Annotated in this window: 16 protein-coding genes; 6 read left to right on the forward strand and 10 right to left on the reverse strand. The window is 47.4% G+C overall.

Features of this window, described 5'->3' with window-relative positions; all coding sequences use genetic code 11:
• Window positions 1-30: 30 nt before the first annotated feature.
• From greA to gloB, 6 genes are all read right to left on the reverse strand, one after another.
• Entirely contained in the window at window positions 31-507 is a 477-nt protein-coding gene (gene greA, locus ICN15_RS10540; protein ID WP_216202704.1) for a transcription elongation factor GreA, read from the reverse strand.
• An 18-nt stretch (window positions 508-525) separates the two neighbouring features.
• Window positions 526-3,789, reverse strand: a complete 3,264-nt coding sequence (carB, locus tag ICN15_RS10545; RefSeq protein ID WP_216202705.1) for a carbamoyl-phosphate synthase large subunit — start codon at window positions 3,787-3,789, stop codon at window positions 526-528.
• Complete coding sequence (gene carA / locus ICN15_RS10550) at window positions 3,789-4,982, reverse strand: glutamine-hydrolyzing carbamoyl-phosphate synthase small subunit (protein WP_216202761.1); 1,194 nt, start codon at window positions 4,980-4,982, stop codon at window positions 3,789-3,791. Before carA ends, carB begins: the two co-directional genes overlap by 1 nt.
• Before the next feature lie 204 nt (window positions 4,983-5,186).
• Window positions 5,187-7,076 carry a propionate--CoA ligase gene (locus ICN15_RS10555; protein WP_216202706.1) on the reverse strand — a complete coding sequence of 630 codons (1,890 nt, stop codon included), beginning with the start codon at window positions 7,074-7,076 and terminating at the stop codon, window positions 5,187-5,189.
• Window positions 7,077-7,109: 33 nt separating this feature from the next.
• Window positions 7,110-8,519: a transglycosylase SLT domain-containing protein gene (locus tag ICN15_RS10560; RefSeq protein WP_216202707.1), complete on the reverse strand. Its 1,410-nt coding sequence runs from the start codon at window positions 8,517-8,519 to the stop codon at window positions 7,110-7,112.
• The gene (gene gloB / locus ICN15_RS10565) at window positions 8,519-9,328 is read right to left on the reverse strand and encodes a hydroxyacylglutathione hydrolase (protein ID WP_216202708.1); all 810 of its coding nucleotides are present in this window, start codon (window positions 9,326-9,328) and stop codon (window positions 8,519-8,521) included. The genes ICN15_RS10560 and gloB overlap by 1 nt, the downstream gene beginning before the upstream one ends.
• A 6-nt stretch (window positions 9,329-9,334) precedes the next feature.
• Here gloB and ICN15_RS10570 point away from each other — a divergent pair, with 6 nt between their 5' ends.
• The 5 genes from ICN15_RS10570 to dnaQ all read left to right on the forward strand — a co-directional run bounded on the left by ICN15_RS10570 (window position 9,335) and on the right by dnaQ (window position 15,870).
• Window positions 9,335-10,150, forward strand: coding sequence for a class I SAM-dependent methyltransferase (locus ICN15_RS10570; RefSeq protein WP_216202709.1), 816 nt, complete (start codon window positions 9,335-9,337; stop codon window positions 10,148-10,150).
• A 4-nt stretch (window positions 10,151-10,154) separates the two neighbouring features.
• Window positions 10,155-10,610, forward strand: coding sequence for a ribonuclease HI (gene rnhA / locus ICN15_RS10575; RefSeq protein WP_216202710.1), 456 nt, complete (start codon window positions 10,155-10,157; stop codon window positions 10,608-10,610).
• 117 nt (window positions 10,611-10,727) lie between these two features.
• A complete protein-coding gene (locus ICN15_RS10580; RefSeq protein ID WP_216202711.1) occupies window positions 10,728-12,083 on the forward strand; it encodes an efflux RND transporter periplasmic adaptor subunit in 1,356 nt (451 codons plus the stop codon).
• Entirely contained in the window at window positions 12,080-15,178 is a 3,099-nt protein-coding gene (locus tag ICN15_RS10585) for an efflux RND transporter permease subunit (RefSeq protein ID WP_216202712.1), read from the forward strand. Before ICN15_RS10580 ends, ICN15_RS10585 begins: the two co-directional genes overlap by 4 nt.
• The gene (gene dnaQ / locus ICN15_RS10590; protein ID WP_216202713.1) at window positions 15,178-15,870 is read left to right on the forward strand and encodes a DNA polymerase III subunit epsilon; all 693 of its coding nucleotides are present in this window, start codon (window positions 15,178-15,180) and stop codon (window positions 15,868-15,870) included. The genes ICN15_RS10585 and dnaQ overlap by 1 nt, the downstream gene beginning before the upstream one ends.
• Window positions 15,871-15,877: 7 nt before the next feature.
• On the opposite strand, the gene ICN15_RS10595 is transcribed toward dnaQ, so the two are convergent.
• Genes ICN15_RS10595 through ICN15_RS10610 form a run of 4 tightly spaced genes read right to left on the reverse strand, consistent with a single transcriptional unit; the run spans window position 15,878 to window position 20,805 of the window.
• Complete coding sequence (locus ICN15_RS10595; RefSeq protein ID WP_216202714.1) at window positions 15,878-17,947, reverse strand: tetratricopeptide repeat protein; 2,070 nt, start codon at window positions 17,945-17,947, stop codon at window positions 15,878-15,880.
• 5 nt (window positions 17,948-17,952) lie between these two features.
• The gene (locus tag ICN15_RS10600; protein WP_216202715.1) at window positions 17,953-18,612 is read right to left on the reverse strand and encodes a SprT family zinc-dependent metalloprotease; all 660 of its coding nucleotides are present in this window, start codon (window positions 18,610-18,612) and stop codon (window positions 17,953-17,955) included.
• Window positions 18,613-18,651: 39 nt separating this feature from the next.
• Window positions 18,652-19,629, reverse strand: coding sequence for a Bug family tripartite tricarboxylate transporter substrate binding protein (locus ICN15_RS10605; protein ID WP_370625449.1), 978 nt, complete (start codon window positions 19,627-19,629; stop codon window positions 18,652-18,654).
• Window positions 19,630-19,683: 54 nt separating this feature from the next.
• Entirely contained in the window at window positions 19,684-20,805 is a 1,122-nt protein-coding gene (locus tag ICN15_RS10610) for an NADH:flavin oxidoreductase/NADH oxidase (RefSeq protein ID WP_216202716.1), read from the reverse strand.
• A gap of 150 nt (window positions 20,806-20,955) precedes the next feature.
• On the opposite strand from ICN15_RS10610, the gene ICN15_RS10615 reads away from it, so the two are divergent.
• The gene (locus tag ICN15_RS10615) at window positions 20,956-22,476 is read left to right on the forward strand and encodes a CoA-acylating methylmalonate-semialdehyde dehydrogenase (RefSeq protein ID WP_216202717.1); all 1,521 of its coding nucleotides are present in this window, start codon (window positions 20,956-20,958) and stop codon (window positions 22,474-22,476) included.
• Window positions 22,477-22,552 lie beyond the last annotated feature (76 nt).

Genomic DNA, 22,552 nt, shown 5'->3' on the forward strand with positions numbered 1-22,552 from the left:
CTATTTGATTGGGGCAGTTAAATGGAAAACTTAAACGTAACGAACAGCCAGAATCTCTACTTCACGATTGCCAGCGGGGGCTTGTACAGCAACGACATCGCCCTCTTCTTTGCCAATCAATGCACGTGCAATCGGTGAGCTAATCGAGATCTTACTCAGCGCAATATCAGCCTCATCGTCACCAACAATTTGGTAGGTGAGTTTGGTGCCATCTTCCAAATCCTCGAGGTCAACGGTGGCGCCAAACACAATCCGCCCATTGACATCGAGACCAGCAGGATCAATGATTTGTGCCGCTGACAACTTTCCCTCAAGCTCCTGAATGCGGCCTTCGATAAAGCCCTGCTTCTCTTTGGCCGCATCATACTCAGCGTTCTCAGAAAGATCACCTTGTGCACGTGCTTCTGAAATTGCATTAATTACAGAAGGACGCTCTACATGCTTGAGACGATGTAACTCTTCCTTGAGAAGTTCTGCGCCATGCTTGGTAATCGGAATTGTGCTCATGCTTCTACCTAACTTAAATTAATGGAGACTCTGATGCAGATTCTGTAATGAATATACTTCAAGAGACTCTTTATTACCATTTTGTGAGGTCATCAAACCATCCATCACCGCAAGCGCCGCACTAATCGTAGTGTAGTAAGTCACATTATTGGCTTGCGAACTGGTCCGAATAGAGCGTGAATCGGCGATCGCAGTACGAGTTTCATCTACTGTCGTAAACACGAGTGAGATCTCGCCATTCTTAATCAAATCTACGATATGAGGACGACCATCCTTCACCTTATTGACCACCCGGACCGGTAAGCCAGCTGCCTCGATTGCTGCAGCAGTGCCTTTGGTAGCCACCATCGGGAATCCTAGCTGATGCAAGAGTTTAGCCACTTCAACCGCCTTAGGCTTATCGCTATCTTTAACGGTCAACACGACGGTGCCGCTCTTAGGTAGCTTAATACCAGCGCCCAACTGAGACTTAAAGAGTGCTTCACCGAAGGTTTTACCAACCCCCATTACTTCACCCGTAGAGCGCATCTCTGGCCCTAAGATCGGATCAATCCCTGGGAACTTGTTAAATGGGAATACGGCTTCCTTAACTGAGTAGTAAACAGGTTTCACTTCATTCAGAATACCCTGCTGCTTCAAGGTTTGACCTACCATACAGCGTGCTGCTATCTTGGCTAACTGCAAGCCGGTTGCCTTAGATACAAATGGCACGGTGCGAGAGGCGCGTGGATTGACTTCGAGAACGTAGATCACGTCCTTGCCGTCCACATTCTGAATCGCAAACTGCACGTTCATTAATCCAACCACATTCAGACCCTTTGCCATCGCTCCAGTTTGACGCTTAATTTCTGCAATGGTCTCATCCGATAAAGAATACGGTGGCAATGAACAGGCTGAGTCGCCAGAGTGAACACCGGCTTGCTCAATATGCTCCATCACGCCGCCAATGAATACCTGCTGGCCATCACTGATACAGTCCACATCACACTCGATCGCATCATTTAAGAAACGATCTAACAAGACTGGTGAGTCATGAGAAACCTTGACCGCTTCACGCATATAGCGCTCAAGATCACGGCCGTCATGCACGATTTCCATCGCACGACCGCCCAATACGTAGGAAGGACGCACAACTAATGGATAACCAATTTCTTCAGCTAGCTTCAAAGCCTCATCTTCTGCGCGAGCAGTTCGATTGGGTGGCTGACGCAAGCTCAACTCATGTAATAGCTTCTGAAAGCGCTCGCGATCTTCTGCAGCATCAATCATGTCTGGCGATGTGCCGATAATGGGAACGCCATTCGCCTCCAGATCTAAAGCTAACTTCAGAGGAGTCTGACCACCGTACTGCACGATTACTCCTTTGGGCTTTTCAATCGCCACGATTTCGAGAACGTCTTCTAGCGTCAATGGCTCGAAATACAAGCGATCAGAAGTGTCGTAGTCGGTAGATACCGTTTCTGGATTGCAATTGACCATAATGGTTTCGTAACCATCTTCACGCATAGCCAAGGCCGCATGAACACAGCAATAGTCAAACTCAATACCCTGACCAATCCGGTTTGGACCGCCGCCAAGAACCATAATCTTGTCTTTATTGCTTGGTGCAGATTCGCACTCGCCATGCTCAGCTTCGTAAGTAGAATACAAATACGCTGTGTTAGTAGAGAACTCAGCAGCACAGGTATCCACCCGCTTGTACACCGGCAGTACTTTTAAGCGATGGCGCGCAGCGCGCACTGAGGAAGCATCTACACCCAACAACTTTGCTAAGCGACGATCTGAGAAACCTTTTTGCTTGATGAAACGCAACTCCGGCGCTGACAAACTGTCAATCTTGCGTTGCTTGAGCTCAGTCTCCATCGTAATGAGCTCTTCAATTTGCTCCAAGAACCAAGGATCGACCTTCGTCTCGTTATAAACCTCATCAAGACCCATGCCCATTCGGAAGGCATCAGCCAGATACCAGATGCGATCAGGTCCTGGCTCGCCGATTTCTTGAATGATGTCGTCTAAATCAGTCGAAATCTCATCCAAGCCATCGACGCCCACTTCTAAACCACGAAGCGCTTTCTGGAAAGACTCTTGAAAGGTACGGCCAATAGCCATGACCTCACCAACGGATTTCATTTGCGTGGTTAAACGCGAATCGGCTTGCGGAAATTTCTCAAACGCGAAGCGGGGAATCTTCGTCACGACGTAATCGATTGAAGGCTCAAATGATGCTGGCGTTGCACCACCGGTAATGTCGTTCTTGAGCTCATCTAGGGTATAGCCAACTGCTAACTTGGCTGCAATCTTCGCAATCGGAAAACCGGTCGCTTTAGAAGCCAAAGCAGATGAACGTGAAACACGGGGGTTCATCTCAATCACAATCATGCGACCATCGACTGGGTTGATGGAGAACTGTACGTTTGACCCACCGGTATCTACACCAATTTCACGCAGAACCGCAATCGATGCGTTACGCATGATTTGATATTCTTTATCAGTCAAGGTCTGTGCAGGCGCAACGGTAATCGAGTCACCCGTATGCACACCCATAGGATCTAAGTTTTCGATTGAACAAACGATGATGCAGTTATCAGCACGATCTCGCACGACTTCCATCTCAAACTCTTTCCAACCTAAAAGAGACTCTTCAATCAAGAGCTCACGAGTCGGAGACAAGTCTAAACCGCGCTTACAAATCTCTTCAAATTCTTCCCGGTTATAAGCAATACCGCCGCCTGAACCACCCATCGTAAAAGACGGACGAATGACCACCGGAAAACCTAAGCTATCAGTCTCTTTCTGAATACGCTGTTGCACTTCATGCGCCTCATCCATCGAGTGCGCAATTCCAGATTTCGCAGAGCCCAGACCAATTTTGGTCATCGCATTTTTAAACTTCTGACGGTCTTCCGCCTTATCAATCGCCTCTGGGGAGGCACCAATCAACTCGCAACCGTATTTTTCAAGAATGCCATGACGATATAAATCGAGTGCGCAGTTCAAGGCGGTTTGACCACCCATCGTTGGCAAAATCGCATCCGGCTTTTCAGTGGCAATAATCCGCTCCACGACTTCCCAAGTAATCGGTTCGATGTAAGTAACATCGGCCATTTCGGGGTCAGTCATGATGGTGGCAGGATTACTATTGACCAAAATTACTTTGTAACCTTCGTCACGCAATGCTTTACAAGCCTGCGCACCGGAGTAGTCAAACTCGCAAGCTTGGCCAATCACAATCGGGCCGGCACCAATAATCAGAATGCTCTGAATGTCGCTCCGCTTAGGCATTATTTGCCCTCCTTGTTACCAGCAATGGCAGCATTCATCAACTCCACAAAACGATCAAATAAATAAGCAATATCGTGAGGACCCGGCGAGGCTTCAGGGTGTCCTTGGAAACACAAGGCAGGTTTATCTTTCCAAGCCAGGCCTTGTAAGGATCCATCGAATAAAGAAACATGGGTGACACGGATGTTGTCGGGCAGGGTATTGGCATCTACGGCAAAACCGTGGTTCTGAGAAGTAATGGCTACGCGCCCAGAATCTAAATCTTTTACAGGGTGATTTGCACCATGGTGGCCAAATTTCATCTTCAGTGTCTTAGCGCCAGCAGCCAAGCCCATGATTTGATGACCCAAGCAAATACCAAAAGTCGGAATACCCTTTTCAATAATTTCTTTGGCAGCAGTAATGGCGTAATCACAAGGGCCAGGATCTCCAGGACCATTGGAAAAGAACACGCCATCAGGGTTCATCGCGAATACCTCAGCAGCGCTAGTCTGTGCAGGCACTACCGTTAACTCGCAGCCACGCTCTGTCAGCATGCGCAAAATATTGCGCTTCACACCAAAATCATAAGCAACGACTTTTTTGATGGGCTTGCTAGTATCTAAAGTTCTGTAAGCAGGTTTGCCATCAGGGCCATGCAAATCCCATTCCGCTTCACGCCATGGATATGAGGTGGATGTCGTCACTACTTTAGCAAGATCTAAACCATCCATTCCCGGAAAGGCTTTCGCCAATTCCAGGGCCTTCGCGCCCAGGATCTTGACATCATCACCCATCTTGCCAGCAACAATCGCTCCAGATTGAGCGCCCTTGTCACGCAAGATGCGAGTGAGTTTACGGGTATCAATTCCAGAGATGCCCACCACGCCTGCTTTAGTTAGGTAGCTATCGAGACTTTCTTCAGAGCGGAAATTGGATACACGCCTTGAGAGATCCTTAACCACCAATCCAGCAGCTTGAACTCGATCCGACTCGGCATCCTGGCCATTGACTCCAACATTACCAATATGGGGATAAGTTAAGGTAACGATTTGGCGGGAGTAGCTGGGATCAGTAATGATCTCTTGATAACCCGTGAGTGCGGTATTGAAAACGACTTCACCGGTAGTTTCGCCAGGAGCGCCAATACTGAGACCGGCAAATAAGGTGCCATCGGCTAAAGCCAATACGGCGGGAGGAAAAGAAGGAAGCAAGGGTGACAAACCATCTCCAGTCCCTGCTCCATCCGACGCTCAACACCCCAAAAAGACCAACCCAGGACTGTTTGTGCGGGAGGTGAGTGTCTTTAAGCGCTAGGGTAATTTATTAAGTTTTGAACCTTGCAATGATACCAGTTTTGCCTAAAAAACCCTTGGATTACCGACCCATGGGGCTCAGAAGGCAATCAACCCCTAGGCTTAGCTTTTTGATGTGGCGCTTTGCTCAATGATGGTCTTAATTTGCGCCAAAACGGCCTGATCTTCCATCGTGCTGATGTCACCCGGATCACGCCCTTCAGCCACAGCCTGAAGCGCACGCCGCACGATCTTGCCCGAACGGGTTTTGGGCAAGGCGGTCACCACGTAAACACGGCCTGGTCGAGCAATCGCGCCCAAGGTCTTGTCTACCGTCTTCATGCATTCTGCTTCTAGGGTGTCAATGTTCATGGCATCTTTTGGAATCACAAAAGCAATGGCCGCTTGACCTTTGAGTTTGTCCTCAATGCCCACCACCGCCACTTCAGAAATATTGGGGTGACTAGAAATACTCTCCTCGATCTCACGAGTACCCAAGCGGTGACCAGCAACATTAATCACATCATCAGTTCGGCCCAAGATAAAAAAGTAGCCATCCTCATCCTTAATGCCCCAGTCAAAGGTAGAGTAAATCGTCTTACCTGGAATGGTTTCCCAATAGGTGCTAACGAAACGCTGGTCATCACCCCAAACCGTTTGCATGCAACCGGGTGGTAATGGCCCTTCAATGGCAATCACCCCCTTCTGATTGGGGCCCAACTCTTCAGAGCTCGCATCATCCAAGAGCTTCATGTTGTAACCAAATGAAGGGACGCCAGGCGAACCAAACTTATGAGGCATCACTTCAACCCCACGCTGAATTGCCAGCATCGGCCAACCTGTTTCTGTCTGCCAGTAGTTATCCACAATCGGCTTCTTGATCGCATCATGAATCCAGCTTGCAGTCGGCTCATCTAAGGGCTCGCCTGCTAAAAATAGGGCCTTCAAACTCGTGAGATCATATTGAGTCAGAAATGCAGGATCTTGTTTTTTGAGAACGCGTACCGCAGTGGGCGCAGAAAACATCACTGAGACTTTGTACTTCTCCACCAGCTTCCACCAAATACCCGCATCAGGACGCAGTGGCGTGCCCTCATACATGACGGTTGCCATACCGTTGAGTAGAGGCGCATAAATAATGTAACTGTGACCTACAACCCAACCAATGTCGGAGGTACAGAACATGGTATCTCCAGGGCTGGCACAGAATATATGCTTCATGGTTGAAGCCAAAGCAACGGCGTAGCCACCAGTGTCACGTTGCACACCCTTCGGCTTGCCAGTAGTTCCAGAGGTGTACAAAATATAGGAGGTATGGGTTGCATCTACCCACTCAATCGGAACGACATCATGGAGATGTTTTTGGCGCTCAGTGGCGTAATCTAAATCACGGCCAGCAACAGTCGTGAACTCAGTAAGGCCACGATTGACGATCAAGACTTTTTCAGGCTTGTAGCTCGCTAGGGCAATCGCCTCATCTAGCAATGGCTTATAAGGGACTGCCTTACCTCCACGAGCGCCTGCCTCTGCAGTCACAATCATTTTGGGTTTGGCATCGTCAATTCTCGATGCCAAGCTATGCGATGCAAAGCCGCCAAAGACCACCGAGTGAATTGCGCCAATTCGCAGACAAGCCAACATCGCAAAGCAAGCTTCCGCAATCATCGGCATATAAATCAACACCCGATCACCCTTTTGTACACCATTCGCTTTATAAATCGCCGCCATGCGATTCACTTCTTCGTAGAGCTCTGTGTAGGTATAGGCTTTTTCTAAATTCGTTTCTGTCGAAACGGCCACTAGCGCCAGTTGATCAGGGCGATCTTTGAGGTGACGGTCCACCGAGTTGTAGCAAAGATTGGTTAGGCCACCTTCAAACCATTTAGCAAAAGGAGGTTTTGCGTAATCTAGAACTTGCTTGAATGGCTTTTCCCAATGAATCAGTTTTGCCTGCTCCCCCCAAAAACCATTTGGATCTTGAATGGAGCGTTCGTGTTCAGATTTATAGGACATGGCCAACCTAAATAAAAATAAAAATGTCTGGAATTACTGTAGCTTACTAGTCCCTTTGCCATTAGAGGTCTTGGCATTTGCGCTAGAGGCTGTCGAAGAGCTATTTTTCGCAGATTTTGCAAGCACTGTCGATGCGGATTTATGCTGAGAAGACGCATTATTTGTAGAAGAATTGCTTTTAGCTGATCCTTTCGCAGACTTCACCACAGGGCATTTAGCCCCTTTTGCACATTTGATAGGTGCTGGAGGTATAGGTTTCACTAAGCTCAGACTGCCATTTTCAGCCATCGCCAGTGAGATATCTCCAGGGCGACGGGGGGTTTTTGGCACCAAAAGCGTGGATCCAGCACGAATTCGCATCCCCTTCGGGATCCCGTTTGTTTCTCGCAGAGTATCCGCATCAACGCCAAGCGTCTTAGCGGCCTGATCTACTGTCTCCGTTTTAGTCACCTGTACTGCCGTCCAAGAAGAGAGTGGCTTAGTGTATTTCTTGAGATTTTCTTGAAAGATTTCTGCATGACCGAAGGGCAACAGTATCTGTTGATTGGCATTACTTAAAATCACCGGCTTATTAAATGAGGGGTTTAGACTTTGAAACTCTTCCTCCGGAATCTCGCTTAACTTGATCGCTAGAGCAACATCGATATCTGTACCAACATCCACTGCCACAAAATAGGGGTGATTTTCTAGATCTGGCAAGACAATGCCGTAGGCCTGAGGATCTAAAACAATCTGTCGATATGCCATTAACTTAGGAACATAATTCCGCGTCTCATTAGGCATTTTGAGACTCAGATAATCTGTAGGAAGTCCTGCGGCAAGATTGCGCTTCTGGGCTTTGGAGACATTTCCCTCGCCCCAGTTGTATGCAGCCAAAGCCAGATCCCAGCTACCAAACTGGTTATACAGGCGCTGTAAATAATCCAGTGCAGCATCTGTGGATTGCAATACATCTCTCCGCTCATCCCGGAAGACATTTTGAGTCAAACGAAAATCTTTACCAGTAGCAGGCATAAACTGCCACAAGCCCATGGCCTTCGCAGAGGATTTGGCATGGGTCACAAAGGCGCTCTCAACAAAAGGTAGTAGCGCAATCTCGGTTGGCATCTTACGCGCATTCACTTCTTGCACGATATAAAACAGGTACCGTGAAGAGCGCTTCATCGACCGATTAACATAATCAGGGCGAGCACTCAACCAGCGTACCTGCTCGATCTCAAGCGGTGTATTTAAAGGCTCCATCTCAAAACCACCCCGGATGCGGATCCAAAGATTGCTCGATGGCGCATAGACGTCGCTCACAGATTGATTTTGTAAATTGACGCGTTTTGCATTGGCCGCGCGGGAATCTTGACGGGTCGGAGTATTAGACGACCAATCACCCGTACTCGCACAACCTGAGAGTAGGGCAATCAACCATATGGCTGCATAACGCCACTGCATCAGAAGCGATCCTTCCAAGCGCGAATAACTGCTAAGACATGTGCCGGCGTTGGCAAAGCGGTTTCGCCAGAGACTTGCAAAGCGGCATCAATGACTGCTTTTTGATCGCAGCGCATAAAGGGATTGACTTGTAACTCTTGTCCAATAGTCGTAGGCAAGGTAGGTAGATGTTGAGCTCGCAATGATTGCGCGGTTTCTGACCAAGTAATGAGGTTGGCATTATTGGGTTCAACCGCTAAGGCAAAGCGAATATTCGACAAGGTGTATTCATGAGTGCAATACACCAAGGTATTTTTTGGCAAGGCAATGAACTTTGCAAGCGACTGACTCATTTGCGTTGGCGTGCCTTCAAATAAACGGCCGCAGCCAGAAGCAAATAAGGTATCGCCGCAAAACAACATAGGCTCCACTACATTAGCCTGCATGTTCGCAAAGTAAGCAATATGACTTAAGGTATGGCCTGGTACCTCATAGACCTCGAAACTAATGCGTGGCGCAGTGATGTCAACCTGGTCACCTTCCATCAGCGCATGAGTTCGCCCCGGGATCTCGATTGCGGCCGGCCCATAAACCGGAATCTCGGAGCCCAGCGCCTGCAATAAATCCAAAATACCACCAGTGTGATCGGCATGGTGGTGGGTCACTAAAATACCTGTGAGAGTGAGCTGATTTTGTTCAAGAAAATGCAATACCGGCTTCGCATCGCCCGGATCAACAATCAGAGCAGATTGACCGTCATGGATGCACCAAAGGTAATTATCATCAAAAGCCGGTATCGGCCAAACCTGCAATAAAGTATTCTTCACCATAGACCGATGATAACAACCCCACCCTCACCCTCTCAGATGCCTGCACCACCCTGGAGTTCCTGGGAAAAGTGGCTCCAATCCCCTCCAGGACGCTATGTATTGTCCTGGGAGCAGAAATGCTTTAATCAGATCGTTGCAGATGTCTTTGGCTTTTATGCCGTACAAATTGGTTTACCTCAAATCAATACCCTTTCAGAAAACCGGATGCCCTTACAGGCTCTGCTGATTGATTCCAATGATCGCCTAAAACATGCCGAAGGATTTGCCTGGCACCAAATTGAAGGCAATGCCATTGAATTACCCTTTGCCTCCGAAACCATTGATTTATTGGTATTGCCGCATGTTTTAGAATTCGCTGCCGACCCCCATCAAATTCTGCGGGAAGCTGAGCGCGTTCTTCGCCCAGAAGGTCGCTTAATTATTTCAGGATTCAACCCAGCTAGTCTTTGGGGAATGCGCCAGTACCTTAGTAGATTAGTCGGCAGTCCTTACTTGCCCAGAGATGGGCAATTTATTGGCCTTCTCCGCATTAAAGACTGGTTACAACTCCTGAACTTTTCTCTCGATCGTGGTCACTTTGGCTGCTATAAACTCCCGCTGAGCGGAGAGTCCGGTATGGCCAGAATGGATTTTATGGAGCCTGCAGGCAACCGCTGGTGGCCTATTTTTGGGGCTGTTTTTTTGGTTTCCGCCATTAAGCGTCAGCAAGGGATCCGTCTGATTGGCAAAGTCCAGGGCTTGCGAATTCCTGCAATGACGCAATTGAGTCCAGCTGCTGAAAGCCGTCAGAATTCAGTCAAAAGCCAAGACAAAGTAAATTAGCGCTATGTCACTCACCGAAACCCTCCCCCACATCATCATTTATACCGATGGGGCCTGCAAAGGCAATCCTGGCCCTGGTGGCTGGGGTGCCGTACTGCGCTCTGGAAGCCATGAAAAACACCTGCATGGGGGCGCCGAGCACACCACCAATAACCGCATGGAAATTAGCGCTGTCATTCATGCGCTGCGGGCCTTAAAGCAGACTAGCTCCGTTGAACTTTGGACCGACTCCCAATATGTGCAAAAAGGCGTTACTGAGTGGTTGGAAGGCTGGAAAAAAAGGGGTTGGAAGACGGCAAGCAAAGATCCCGTTAAAAATGCCGATTTATGGCAAGAATTAGATGCTTTAATCCCCGGCCACAAAATCTCCTGGCATTGGGTGCGGGGGCACAACGGTCACCCCGGAAATGAGCTTGCCGACCTCCTGGCAAACAAAGGCGTCATGGAATTTCTGCCCTAGTTTGGGTTGAGGTCCTGCCGTCCACATTTGGCGGCCTTATGAGAGAATGTTCAGATTCAAAGCGGGTAAAAAAATTCCTCGCTAAACCCAAATAGAACAAAGAAAAGCTCCGAGACCGTGTCAAAAATTGAATCAGCACTCGATAAAGCAGTTGCTTCGCTTCCTAAGCTCAAGAACTGGGTCATGACTCGCCTCTGCGCATTGTGGAAAAAAGCTTCCCCATACCTACACCTGGATCAGCTCAAAAAATTAGACTACGCCACCGTCAAAGCATTTGCCCTGAAATATAAATGGCGTATTTTGATTGTGCTTGTCGTCTTGTATGCGGGCTCAAAAGCCTACGATTATTTCTTCCCCGCCGCTGAAAAAAAGGGCGGGGTCGTCACCATCACCTCGGTTGTAGTCGATAAAAAAGAGATTCCACTCGTAATCGAGGCCACCGGCACGATCGTGAGTAATAGCATTGTGGATATCCGCCCAATGGTGACTAATACCGTCGCCAAGATTCACATCAAAGATGGGGAGGAGGTCAAAGAAGGACAGCTTCTCTTTACCTTAGATAATCGGAATGACAAAGCGAATTACGAAAGATTAAAAGCCTTAGCCGATGACGCACAGAATCAATACTTGCGTGCTAAAGAATTAGTTGCAAAAAACTTTATCTCTAAGGCAGGTTTAGAGACCTCTCTTGCGAATGCGAAGTCAGCCCAAGCTGCAGCACGTTCTGCAGAGGTTCAACTCTCTTTTGATTCCATCCGCTCCCCAATTACTGGGCGGGCAGGCATTGTGAATGTTTTCCCAGGGTCACTGGTGCAAGCAAGCAATGTAGTCAGCACTGCCACTAGCTCAACCGCAACCACTAGTGTTGGCTCCATGGTCACCATCACTCAACTGAATCCGATCAATGTCCAGTTTGTGATCCCAGAAAAAGATATCCCTATTTTGTTGGAGAACCAACTGGATGGTGAACCACTCACTGTTCAGGTAACCGTCGGTGACTCTGGCAAAAAAACGTACCAAGGCAAAGTCTTGGTGATTGATAACCAAGTGGATCCTTCCATTGCAGCAGTGAGAGTCAAAGCACAAATTCCGAACGATGCCATGACTTTGTTGCCAGGACAATTTGCACGTGTCTCTCTGGTTGCCAGTAATTTAAAGGATGCCCTTTCAGTTCCCTCGCAAGCCATTGTGATTAATCCCCGTGGCAGGTTGGTCTATACAGTGGACAAAGATGGCAAAGCAATATCTAAGCCGGTTAAAGTAGTTTATGAATACCAAGGCAATTCGGTTATTACCGGCATTGAGCCTGGCGATCGAGTGGTAGTTGAGGGCAAGCAAAACTTACGACCTGGCAGCAAAACCAAAGAGGCTAAGGAGGCTAAGAGCGCAAACTCAGCTCCTGCCGCTGCTGCACCTGCAAAGCCTGCAGAAACTAGCGCTCCAGCCACTCCTTCGGCTTCAGACAAGAAATGACCCTATCTGAATTATGTATTCGCCGTCCGGTAATGACGGTATTGCTTTCAGTATCGACCGTGATTGCTGGAATAGTCGCTTATCTCAATATTCCAGTAGCTGCATTACCGAGCTTCAATACACCCATCATCTCTGTGAGCGCATCGCTACCAGGGGCTTCACCAGAAAATATGGCTTCGGCTGTAGCGCTACCCCTTGAAAAAGAGTTCTCGACTATTGATGGCGTGAAGGTCATCAGCTCGACAAACTCGCTTGGTAGCACCAGCGTTACCCTCGAGTTCAATACCGATCGCGATATCGATAAAGCCGCAGTCGACGTACAAGCTGCATTACTGCGCGCACAAAAACGTCTCCCAATTGAAATGACGGTGCCACCGTCTTACCGTAAGGTGAATCCGGCCGACACTCCGATTTTAGTAGTAAGGATGCAGTCCCCTTCAGTGAGCCTCTCCGATCTAAATGATTATGCAGAAAATCTCCTCTCACCCAACTTATCTACCATCAGCGGCGTTGCGCAGGTCATCGTCTATGGAGCGAAGCGTTATGCCGTCCGCGTACGCGTTAACCCAGATGCTTTAGGTAACCGCAATCTCACGATGGAGGATGTCTCGGTTGCGATTAACAAAGCCAATGCCAATAGTCCCCTAGGTGTTTTGGATGGCCCCCGCCAATCGATCACGATTTATGCCAACCCGCAATTGGTTAGACCAGAAGAATTTGGCAACCTCATTATTAGTCAAAAGAATGGCTTGCCGATCTACCTGAAAGATGTAGCTGAAGTGATTGAAAGCTATGAGGATGTGAAAACCTTAGCCAGTGTGAATGGTGAGAGATCCATTGCCATCGCTGTGTTACGTCAGCCGAACGCCAATACGGTTGAAGTAGTTCAATCCGTCAAAGAGTTATTGCCGCAACTTCAAAAACAAATGCCAGACTCGATTCAGTTGCAGCTCGCGAATGACCGCTCGCTTTCCATTATTGAAGCGATCCATGACGTCAATATCACCTTAGCGCTAACGGTGCTTCTAGTAGTGCTTGTGATGTTCTTATTTTTAAAACATCTTTCAGCCACGATCATCCCCTCAATCAGCCTTCCTATCTCACTGATAGGTGCTTTCTCCTTGTTATATTCCTTAGGTTACAGCCTAGACAATATTTCTTTACTGGGCATTACGTTGGCAGTGGGCTTAGTGGTAGATGATGCGATTGTTGTGATAGAAAACATCATGCGCTACATTGAGCAAGGGATGGATCCAGTCAAAGCCGCCCTTAAAGGAAGTAAGGAAGTCGGATTTACGATTATTTCCATTTCTCTTTCTTTGGTAGCTGTATTTATCCCTCTCTTCTTTTTGCCGGGCCCCACTGGTCTCCTGTTTAGAGAATTTGCAGTAGTGGTATCGCTCTCGATTTTGGTGTCGGCAGTGGTATCACTCACAGTGGTCCCAATGCTGTGCAGTCGCTTTCTACCTAAGCCAGGACAACATGCTAAAGAATATGCCATCAATAAAAAGTTTGACCGCTTTTTTGATTGGATGCTCAAGACCTATGTCCACTATTTAGACTTGGCATTACTCAACCGCAAAAAAGTATTGTGGGGCGCACTATCTACTTTTGTGCTTACCGTTGTTCTGTTTGTAACTAGTCCTAAGGGATTTTTTCCAGAAGAAGATATTGGGCAAATTTCGGTAACCACTGAGGCATCAGAGGATATCTCTTTCAAAGCGATGCTAATCCTCCAAGACCGTGCAGCGGCCATAGTCAATAACGATCCGAATGTAGAGAGCTCTATTTCAATTGTTGGCGGAGGTAATAGCTCAGGCAGTAATACTGGTCGTATCTTTGTCGTTTTAAAGCCCAAGGGTGAACGACCCAAGATGGCAAAAGTAATGGAAGAACTCAGAACCAAGTTCAGGGAAATTCCTGGACTACAGGTGTTCATGCGCCCAGTACAAAATTTACAACTCGGTGGCCGCGGTAGTAAAAGTCGCTATCAATTTACATTACAAAGCGTCGGCTTTGAAGGTGTGAACGAGTGGGCCGATAAGTTAATGCAGAAAATGCGTACTGACCCCATCTTCCGCGACGTCACCAGCGACTCTCAGATGAAAGGCCTCAATGTCAAAATTGATATTGACCGTGAAAAAGCAGCCAGTGCTGGCATCTCCATCACCGATATCCGCGCTGCTCTGTACAACTCCTTTGGCCAAAAACAAGTCTCCACCATTTATACCCCCGTCAATACTTACTACGTCATCCTGGAAACTGCCGAAGAAGATCGCCAGTATGAGACCGATCTCAACAAGGTTTTTGTTCGTGGCCGCGCAACCGATAAGCTCATACCACTGTCCAGCGTAGCCAGCTTTACCAGAACGATTGGTCCTACCGCTGTCAACCACCAAGGGCAAATCCCTGCCGTGACTTTATCGTTCAATTTGGCCCCAGATGTGTTCTTGGGGGATGCCACCAAAAAGATTGAGGAGTACACCAATGAAATTAAGTTGCCAAATTCAATTATTACGAGCTACGGCGGCGACGCAGCTGTCTTTAAGAGTAATCAGTCGGGACAATTAATCCTCATTTTTGCAGCCCTAGGTGTGATTTATATTCTCTTAGGCGTCCTGTATGAGAGCTACATTCATCCGCTAACCATTTTGGCGGGTCTGCCCTCAGCAGCGATTGGCGCCATCTTGGCACTGCGTATTTTTGGATTTGAGCTTACTGTCATTGCCTCGATTGGTATTTTGCTCTTGATCGGTATTGTGAAAAAGAACGCCATCCTCATGATTGACTTTGCATTGGACGCACAACGGAATCAAGGCATGACGCCTGAGAAAGCGATTCGGGAGGCCTGTATTCTGCGTTTCCGCCCTATCATGATGACTACTTTTGCCGCCTTAATGGGCGTACTCCCCATTGCCCTCGGAATTGGTGCTGGCGCAGAGCTTCGTCAGCCTTTAGGGATCAGCGTAGCTGGTGGCTTAATCTTTTCGCAATTTGTAACACTCATTATTACCCCTGTGATCTATCTATATCTAGATAAATATGCGGGTAACGGACCCCTTGAAATACCCCCATCCGTCCTAAAAGGCATCTAATGCGTCAAGTTATTCTGGATACTGAAACCACTGGCCTGAATCCTGCCACGGGCGATCGCATTATTGAAATTGGCTGCGTAGAAATGGTCGGTCGTCGACTAACTGATCGGACTTTCCACTACTACATTAATCCCGAGCGAGATATCGACGCGGGTGCCTTTGCTGTACATGGCCTCTCTCGAGAATTCCTCTCCGACAAGCCTCTTTTTGCCAATATTGTTGAAGAGTTAATTGAGTTTGTAGATGGCGCCGAAGTTGTGATTCATAACGCCCCGTTTGACCTGGGATTTCTAGATAACGAGTTTGCCTTGCTTAAACGGCCTACTTTTAGAGGTCTTGCTTCAAAAATTACTGACACCCTCATCGATGCGCGTCAAATGTTTCCTGGTAAGCGTAATTCACTTGACGCACTCTGTGATCGATTTGCAATTAGTAATCAGCATCGCACCTTGCACGGCGCCCTACTTGATGCCCAGTTACTTGCCGAAGTCTATGTAGCGATGACGCGGGGCCAAGAAGATCTTTCGATTGACCTGATCGACTATACGGTCGGTATGGATGCCTCTGGGAAAATGCCAGCTTTGCCAACCAACCTCAAGCTGATGACAGCCAGCGCAGAAGATTGCCGACTGCATGAAGAGGTCTTGGCAGAAATTGCCAAGGCTAGTAAGAAGGATCCTGTTTGGAGCTAAGCTGTGTTTATTGCAAGTTAGCTTTATTTACTAATTTCACATACAGCGACTCTAAATCCTCGACATATTGCTTTGTGTTGAATAGCGGTGAGTGAGCACGATTTACTGCTAATTGGTCTCGTATTGCTTTTAGTTTTTCCGGGCTTCTCGCAAATTCCAATGCCTTAGCAAAATACTCTGACTCGGAATCAGCAATTAATTCATTCAAACTTAAAGCATTCAGCAAACTTGCAGCAACCTTCCCGGCAAATGTATTCCCATTCTGAGTAAGTAGCGGCAGCCCAGCCCATAAAGCATCAGCGGCAGTAGCATGGGCATTGTAGTTAGACGTGTCTAAAAATAAATCTGCTAGTCGCAATCGACTCAAATGCTCTTGCCGCCCAGGTGTTCGAGTAGCGAAAATCAATCTGCTTTCATCGATGCCTCTAGATTTTGCTTCTTTTTGAAGATTAAGAATGGCCTCGGGAGACGGTTTGGAGAGCCATAAAATACTGTCAGGCACCTCCTTCAAGAGATTCATCCACAGGTCAAAAATAGGCGGTGTGATCTTGTAAGCATTATTAAAGCAAGCAAAAATGAACCCCTTTTCAGGCAGCCCTTCACTCAACTTTGTTGGCAGATCACCAAAAGACTCAATTGGAATACTCGTATCCACAGGAAAAAATGAATTTGGTAGATAGGCGATGGGCTCAGAATAATAGGCTTGATGTTCTTGCGGAATGACAAACTGATCGGCAATTAATGCATCGTAAAAATGAGCGCCCGATGTCCCTGCATAACCCAAATAGTTCACCTGAACAGGCGCAATTTTCCTAGCGAATAGCGCCGTTCTTGCGCCACTAGTATGTCCATTGAGATCAATGGCAATATCCAGCTTCTTAGCCAAGACTAAATTCATAGCATCAGAATCACTAATGCAATGAAGGCTAACGCTTGCATCAAAATCATCAAGCAATCGGCCTTCAATGGCATCCCCAGTAGGGGCGTTTAAAAAGAATCCATAGACTTCAAAGTGATTTCGATTATGCATTTTGATTAAATTTTGCATCAATACTCCAACAGGATGCTCCTTAAAGTCTGAAGAAAAATATCCAATACGGATTTTTTTTCCATCCCCGTTATGGTCGAGAGAGCTAAGGATATTAGGCTTTGTATTTAAAATTCGATCGTGAATAAAAATTTCAGCAGCTAATTTTTGTAATTTGAGCGATGCATTCGTCTGAAGGAAAATAAAGGGATGGGCTACCTTTTCACCAAGATCTCCCCGGGAGATTATTTTGGAAGCTAAAGGCTGGGAGTGACTCCAATCGCATCGACAAGTGGCTGCGTTAAATAATTGCCCAATTAGAAATGGGTGATCAGGATTTAATGTGTAGGCTTTTTGATAAGCCTCATAATCCCCGGGATCCTTAAGCTCTAAAAGGGTATTGCCATAATTCGACCATGCCTCCGCATAATCAGGTCTCAATTTCAATGCCTGTTCATGAGCTAAGCGACCCTCTTGATAGCGACTGAGATCAAATAAAGCATTGCCATAGTTAGTCCATGTCTCCGCATAATCTGGTTTTAAATCCAGTGCCTTTTTATATGAAGCGATTGCGTCTGTTGCAAACCCCATCTCGGCCAGCAGATTTCCCCGATTTGACCAAGCTAAGAAATAATGAGGCTCAACCTGAATCGCTTTCTCGAAGGAATCCTCTGCATCTTGAAAATTCTTTGCTTTAGCAAATGAAGTTCCTAAATCAGTCAAAATTTGCGCGTTGTTAGGAATTAATAAATTTAATTTTTTGTAAGTAACAATAGCTTCAGCATACATATGAGCACCATGCTGAGCTTTTGCTAGATTTGCCAAGAGCTCAGGATTTTTTTGATCCTGTTGGTACGCTTTATATAGGGGGGTTACAGATTCAGCCACCCTCCCCTGCATTGCCAATGAAAGCCCGCAAACCTGAAGAGCCACTAAATCTTTGGCATTGATCTTCAGGATCATGTTTGCCAACCTTTCGGCAGTGTCTAAGTGTTGACTCTGAAATGCTTGTAGCATTTGCTGAGTAATAGATGCATAGGCTTGAGTCATACTAATTAGCTAATTGCGCGACGAATTTCATCTGACTTAGGCTTTGATCCTTTTACAGATTCAGTATCGTACTCAGTGGTATTTTCTATGGTTTCAATCTCAGTCTCTTGCATTCGGATATTGTCTTTGGGACAAATGGGAGCGCCATAAGTAGCCCATTTTTTTAATAAAGTTACTTCATAGCCGCACTGTCCACATTTAGCTTTATTGCGACTTGCATTACTCGGTCTGGGTGGCGGAAAAACAATCGCTTGATGCGGGTATGGTCCAAGCTCTTGACTAATCATGATTAAACGCACCATCAACGCTTCTGTAGCATGAGCCATTCGAGCAGGACCTTCTAGGCCTACTGTCTGAGCAATCCCCTTAAAGTCTTCGCCATGACCACTAAAGCAATCATCTACAGCATGACACAGCTCGTGCACCAAGGTGTCTAGAAGTTGGACGGGGTCATCTATTTTGGGGGAGATAAAGATTTCGTTAACACCGCCGCCAGAGCGCTCGCGGGGCCAGCATTGTCCTAGCGTAGTTCTCGGACTGCTAGAGGCTGGAAAACCACAAGATACCCTCACCGGTGGAATGGCATATCCCGCTTTAGAAAATACCGGCTCCAAATGTTTAACGGCATCCTCTAGCCAAGATTCTCTTACGGCGTGTTGCTTCATTGACGGTTCATTCCATTGAATCTGTGAGGGGAGTTGGACTTAATCCAGCTTGATATTAGCTGACTTGATTGCCTTATCCCAATAAGGTAATTCTTTTTTGAGCAAAGCATCCATCGCTGTAGGAGTGAGATAACGTAACTCCACACCAGCAGCTTCTGAGCGCTCTTTTACTTCTGGCAATGCGAGGCTTTTCTTTACTGAATCAGTGAGTTTAGTGATCACCGGTGCTGGTGTCCCTGCTGGAGCGTATAAGGCAACCCAAGATTCTAATTGGAATGTAGGTAAACCTGCCTCGGCAGTTGTGGGCACATTAGGCATGCCGGGATGACGGCTCTTGCCTGTTACTGCTAAACCTTTGAGCTTGCCACTTTGGACATGTTGCATTACTGAAGGTGGCGTTGTAATGAATACCTGTACCTGACCAGCCAACACATCTTGAACTGCTGGACCAGAGCCTTTGTAAGGCACATGAACAATATCAACACCAGTATTTTGCTTAAAGATTTCAGTACCGATATGAGATACAGAGCCGTTACCTTGAGATGCGTAATTCAGTTTTCCGGGATTCGCTTTGGCATAGGCAATCAATTCCTTCAAATTATTCACTGGCACTGAAGGGTGCACAGCAATTACATTTGTAGAAACTGTTAATAAGGCTACGGGTGAAAAATCCTTGATCGGATCCCAGGGTAATTTATCCATCAAAGACGGATTACCGACATGGTAACCAGAGTATGAAATCAATAAGGTATAGCCATCTGGCTTAGCCTTAGCAACAAATTGATAGGCGGTATTTCCACTTGCACCAGGTTTGTTGTCCACGATCACGGGCTGGCCAATTACACGGGTCAGTGGCTCGCTTAACAAGCGCGCTGAGGTATCCACCAAACCACCGGGTGGATTGGGAACCACTAGTGTAATTGGACGATCTGGAAAAGCTTGTGCATGCGCAAAGTTTGCTATCAATGCAATACTCATCAAGGCCAAACAACTGTAAATTTTATTTCTTATCTTCATCTTGTCTCCAGTTTTTCTATCTTTAGACTTCATCTTGAACACTGATTTTATGAATTAACGTTGCCCTACTTTGACATCACCAAAAATGGCTTGGGCTTCACGTGGTAAACAGCGCCAGTAACGCTCATTAGATGGAACGGTACCGCCCAAGACTGCAGCCGCTTCCCAAGCCCATCTTGGCTTGAACAAAAATGCACGGGCTAACGCAATCAGATCGGCATCACCTGCCTGCAAAATCGCTTCAGCTTGTTGAGGCTCGGTAATCAGGCCAACAGTCATCGTCGGAATACCAGACTTATCTTTAACAATCTTAGCAAATGGGACTTGATAATTTGGACCAATCGCAATCTTTTGTAGCGGAGAAATCCCACCCGAGGAGATGTGGACAAAATCACATCCCAAGGGCTTGAGTCGGGCAGCAAAATCAGCTGTCTCTTCCGGCGTCCAGCCGCCCTCAATCCAATCGCTTGCAGAAATACGAATGCCTAAGACCCCTTTGTAAGCATCACGTACTGCTTTAAATAACTCCAAAGGAAAACGAATGCGGTTTTCATAAGAGCCACCATATTCATCGGTCCGTTGATTAGCAATCGGCGACAAGAACTGATGCAATAGATAGCCGTGTGCGCCATGCAGCTCTACGCCATCAATTCCAATCCGTTCAGCCCGCTGCGTAGCTACTACAAATGCTGCAACCAATTCTGTTAACTCTGATTTTGAGAGCTCATGCGGCAAGCGCTCATCCTTTAACTGCGGAATAGCTGATGGTGCCACCATCTCCCAACCGCCCTGCTCCTTAGACAGTAATTGACCACCAGCCCAGGGAGTAGCACTTGAGGCCTTTCGTCCAGCGTGAGCTAGCTGAATAAATACCGGGGTGGCTGGGGCCAAACTACGGGCTCTGGTGAGTTTATCTTTAAGGGCTGCTTCCGTTCGGTCATCCCATAAGCCTAGGCATGCGGGGGTAATGCGGCCTTCCGCCGTCACCCCAGTGGCCTCAATAATGAAAAGTCCTGCTCCACTATTAAGCAGGTTGCCCCAATGCATTAAATGCCAATCCTGAGCCTCTCCATTGACTGCGGAATACTGGCACATTGGCGCCACGACTACCCGATTTGAGAGGGCTAAAGGCCCTTTTGGGGAGCTCAAGGTAAAACTAGAAAATAGCAGACTCATTTACTGACCTTTGGGGCAAAAAAAGTATAGAACTAACGAAAGCGATAAAATAGACTCTGTAGGATAAACGAGACCATACAGTTGCTGGGAAAATAGCCTAAGTATCCGTATTGAACCCAAAACGAGTTAAAAAATATTAAGCAAAATACTATGAACGCACCGCAAGCCTTTGAATCAAAAGAAGATGTTGGCCACTTTGTTAGTGGCAAGCTGGTCAGTCCTAAGGATGGCCGCTTTGCCGATGTCTTTAACCCCTCTACCGGTGCTGTCGCCAGGCGCGTTGCGTTAGCCAGCCGTAAAGAGGTCGATGAGGTTGTTGCTGTCGCTCAAACCGCCTTTCAGACTTGGAGCCAGACTTCCCCGCTGCGTCGTGCGCGCATCATGTTTAAGTACTTAGAGCTTCTCAATGCCCATCGCGATGAACTAGCCGCCATCATCACCGCCGAGCACGGCAAAGTGTTTACAGACGCCCAAGGCGAAGTGACCCGCGGTATTGATATCGTGGAGTTTGCTACTGGCATTCCGGAGCTTCTCAAGGGCGACTATACCGAGCAAGTATCTACTGATATCGATAACTGGGTCATGCGCCAGCCTCTCGGTGTTGTGGCGGGCATTACTCCCTTTAACTTCCCAGTGATGGTACCGATGTGGATGTTCCCGGTAGCGATTGCTTGTGGCAATACTTTCATCCTGAAGCCGAGCCCGACAGATCCCTCAGCCTCCCTCTTGATGGCCAAGCTGTTAAAAGAGGCCGGTTTGCCTGATGGCGTCTTTAACGTAGTTCAAGGCGATAAAGAGTCGGTAGATGCGTTGATTGAGAACCCCGATGTCAAAGCCGTGAGCTTTGTTGGTTCTACCCCAATTGCAAACTATCTTTATGAGCGTTGCGCTCACTTTGGTAAGCGCTCCCAAGCCCTAGGTGGCGCAAAGAACCATATGGTGGTGATGCCGGATGCCGATATCGATAAAACAATTGATGCATTAATTGGTGCTGCTTATGGCTCTGCTGGTGAGCGTTGTATGGCGATTTCAGTGGCGGTCTTGGTTGGTGATGTTGCCGAAAAAATCATGCCAAAACTGATTGAGCGCACCAAGACCCTCAAGGTCAAGAATGGTATGGAGTTGGATGCCGAGATGGGCCCGATTGTGACTAAAGCGGCTTTAGAGCGAATCACGGGCTACATTGAAAGTGGCGTCGCCTCAGGCGCCAAATTATTGGTAGACGGTCGTGGTCTAAAGGTACCAGGTCATGACAATGGCTTCTTTATCGGTGGCACCCTATTTGATGGCGTGACCTCAGATATGAAGATCTACTTACAGGAAATTTTTGGGCCAGTACTGTCTTGTATGCGCGTAGCCAACTTTACTGAGGCCCTCAATTTAGTGAATGCCTGTGAGTTTGGTAATGGGGTTGCCTGCTTTACTAGCGACGGCAATATTGCCCGCGAATTTGCTCGCCGTGTTCAAGTGGGCATGGTGGGTATTAACGTACCTATTCCGGTGCCAATGGCGTGGCACGGCTTTGGTGGCTGGAAGAAATCCCTCTTTGGCGATATGCATGCCTATGGCAAAGAAGGCGTTCGCTTCTATACCAAGCAAAAGAGTGTGATGCAGCGCTGGCCTGAGAGTATTGCCAAAGGCGCTGAGTTTGTGATGCCTACTTCAAAATAACCGAAGTCAACCATCAATCAAATAGCGGCCTGCGGGTCGCTATTTTTTTGTTCTTCTTGTTTCTTCAATGCGTCAT

The sequence above is a fragment of the Polynucleobacter sp. CS-Odin-A6 genome (genome assembly GCF_018882095.1).
Taxonomy (GTDB): Bacteria; Pseudomonadota; Gammaproteobacteria; order Burkholderiales; family Burkholderiaceae; genus Polynucleobacter.

Bases quoted from the DNA above. Each gene is read 5' to 3' on its own strand.
- dnaQ (WP_216202713.1), top strand. From the start codon at position 15,178: ATGCGTCAAGTTATTCTGGATACTGAAACCACTGGCCTGAATCCTGCC.
- ICN15_RS10555 (WP_216202706.1), bottom strand. From the start codon at position 7,076: ATGTCCTATAAATCTGAACACGAACGCTCCATTCAAGATCCAAATGGT.
- ICN15_RS10570 (WP_216202709.1), top strand. From the start codon at position 9,335: ATGATAACAACCCCACCCTCACCCTCTCAGATGCCTGCACCACCCTGG.
- ICN15_RS10600 (WP_216202715.1), bottom strand. From the start codon at position 18,612: ATGAAGCAACACGCCGTAAGAGAATCTTGGCTAGAGGATGCCGTTAAA.
- ICN15_RS10595 (WP_216202714.1), bottom strand. From the start codon at position 17,947: ATGACTCAAGCCTATGCATCTATTACTCAGCAAATGCTACAAGCATTT.
- ICN15_RS10605 (WP_370625449.1), bottom strand. From the start codon at position 19,629: ATGAAGATAAGAAATAAAATTTACAGTTGTTTGGCCTTGATGAGTATT.
- greA (WP_216202704.1), bottom strand. From the start codon at position 507: ATGAGCACAATTCCGATTACCAAGCATGGCGCAGAACTTCTCAAGGAA.
- ICN15_RS10610 (WP_216202716.1), bottom strand. From the start codon at position 20,805: ATGAGTCTGCTATTTTCTAGTTTTACCTTGAGCTCCCCAAAAGGGCCT.
- ICN15_RS10585 (WP_216202712.1), top strand. From the start codon at position 12,080: ATGACCCTATCTGAATTATGTATTCGCCGTCCGGTAATGACGGTATTG.
- carB (WP_216202705.1), bottom strand. From the start codon at position 3,789: ATGCCTAAGCGGAGCGACATTCAGAGCATTCTGATTATTGGTGCCGGC.
- ICN15_RS10560 (WP_216202707.1), bottom strand. From the start codon at position 8,519: ATGCAGTGGCGTTATGCAGCCATATGGTTGATTGCCCTACTCTCAGGT.
- ICN15_RS10615 (WP_216202717.1), top strand. From the start codon at position 20,956: ATGAACGCACCGCAAGCCTTTGAATCAAAAGAAGATGTTGGCCACTTT.
- rnhA (WP_216202710.1), top strand. From the start codon at position 10,155: ATGTCACTCACCGAAACCCTCCCCCACATCATCATTTATACCGATGGG.
- gloB (WP_216202708.1), bottom strand. From the start codon at position 9,328: ATGGTGAAGAATACTTTATTGCAGGTTTGGCCGATACCGGCTTTTGAT.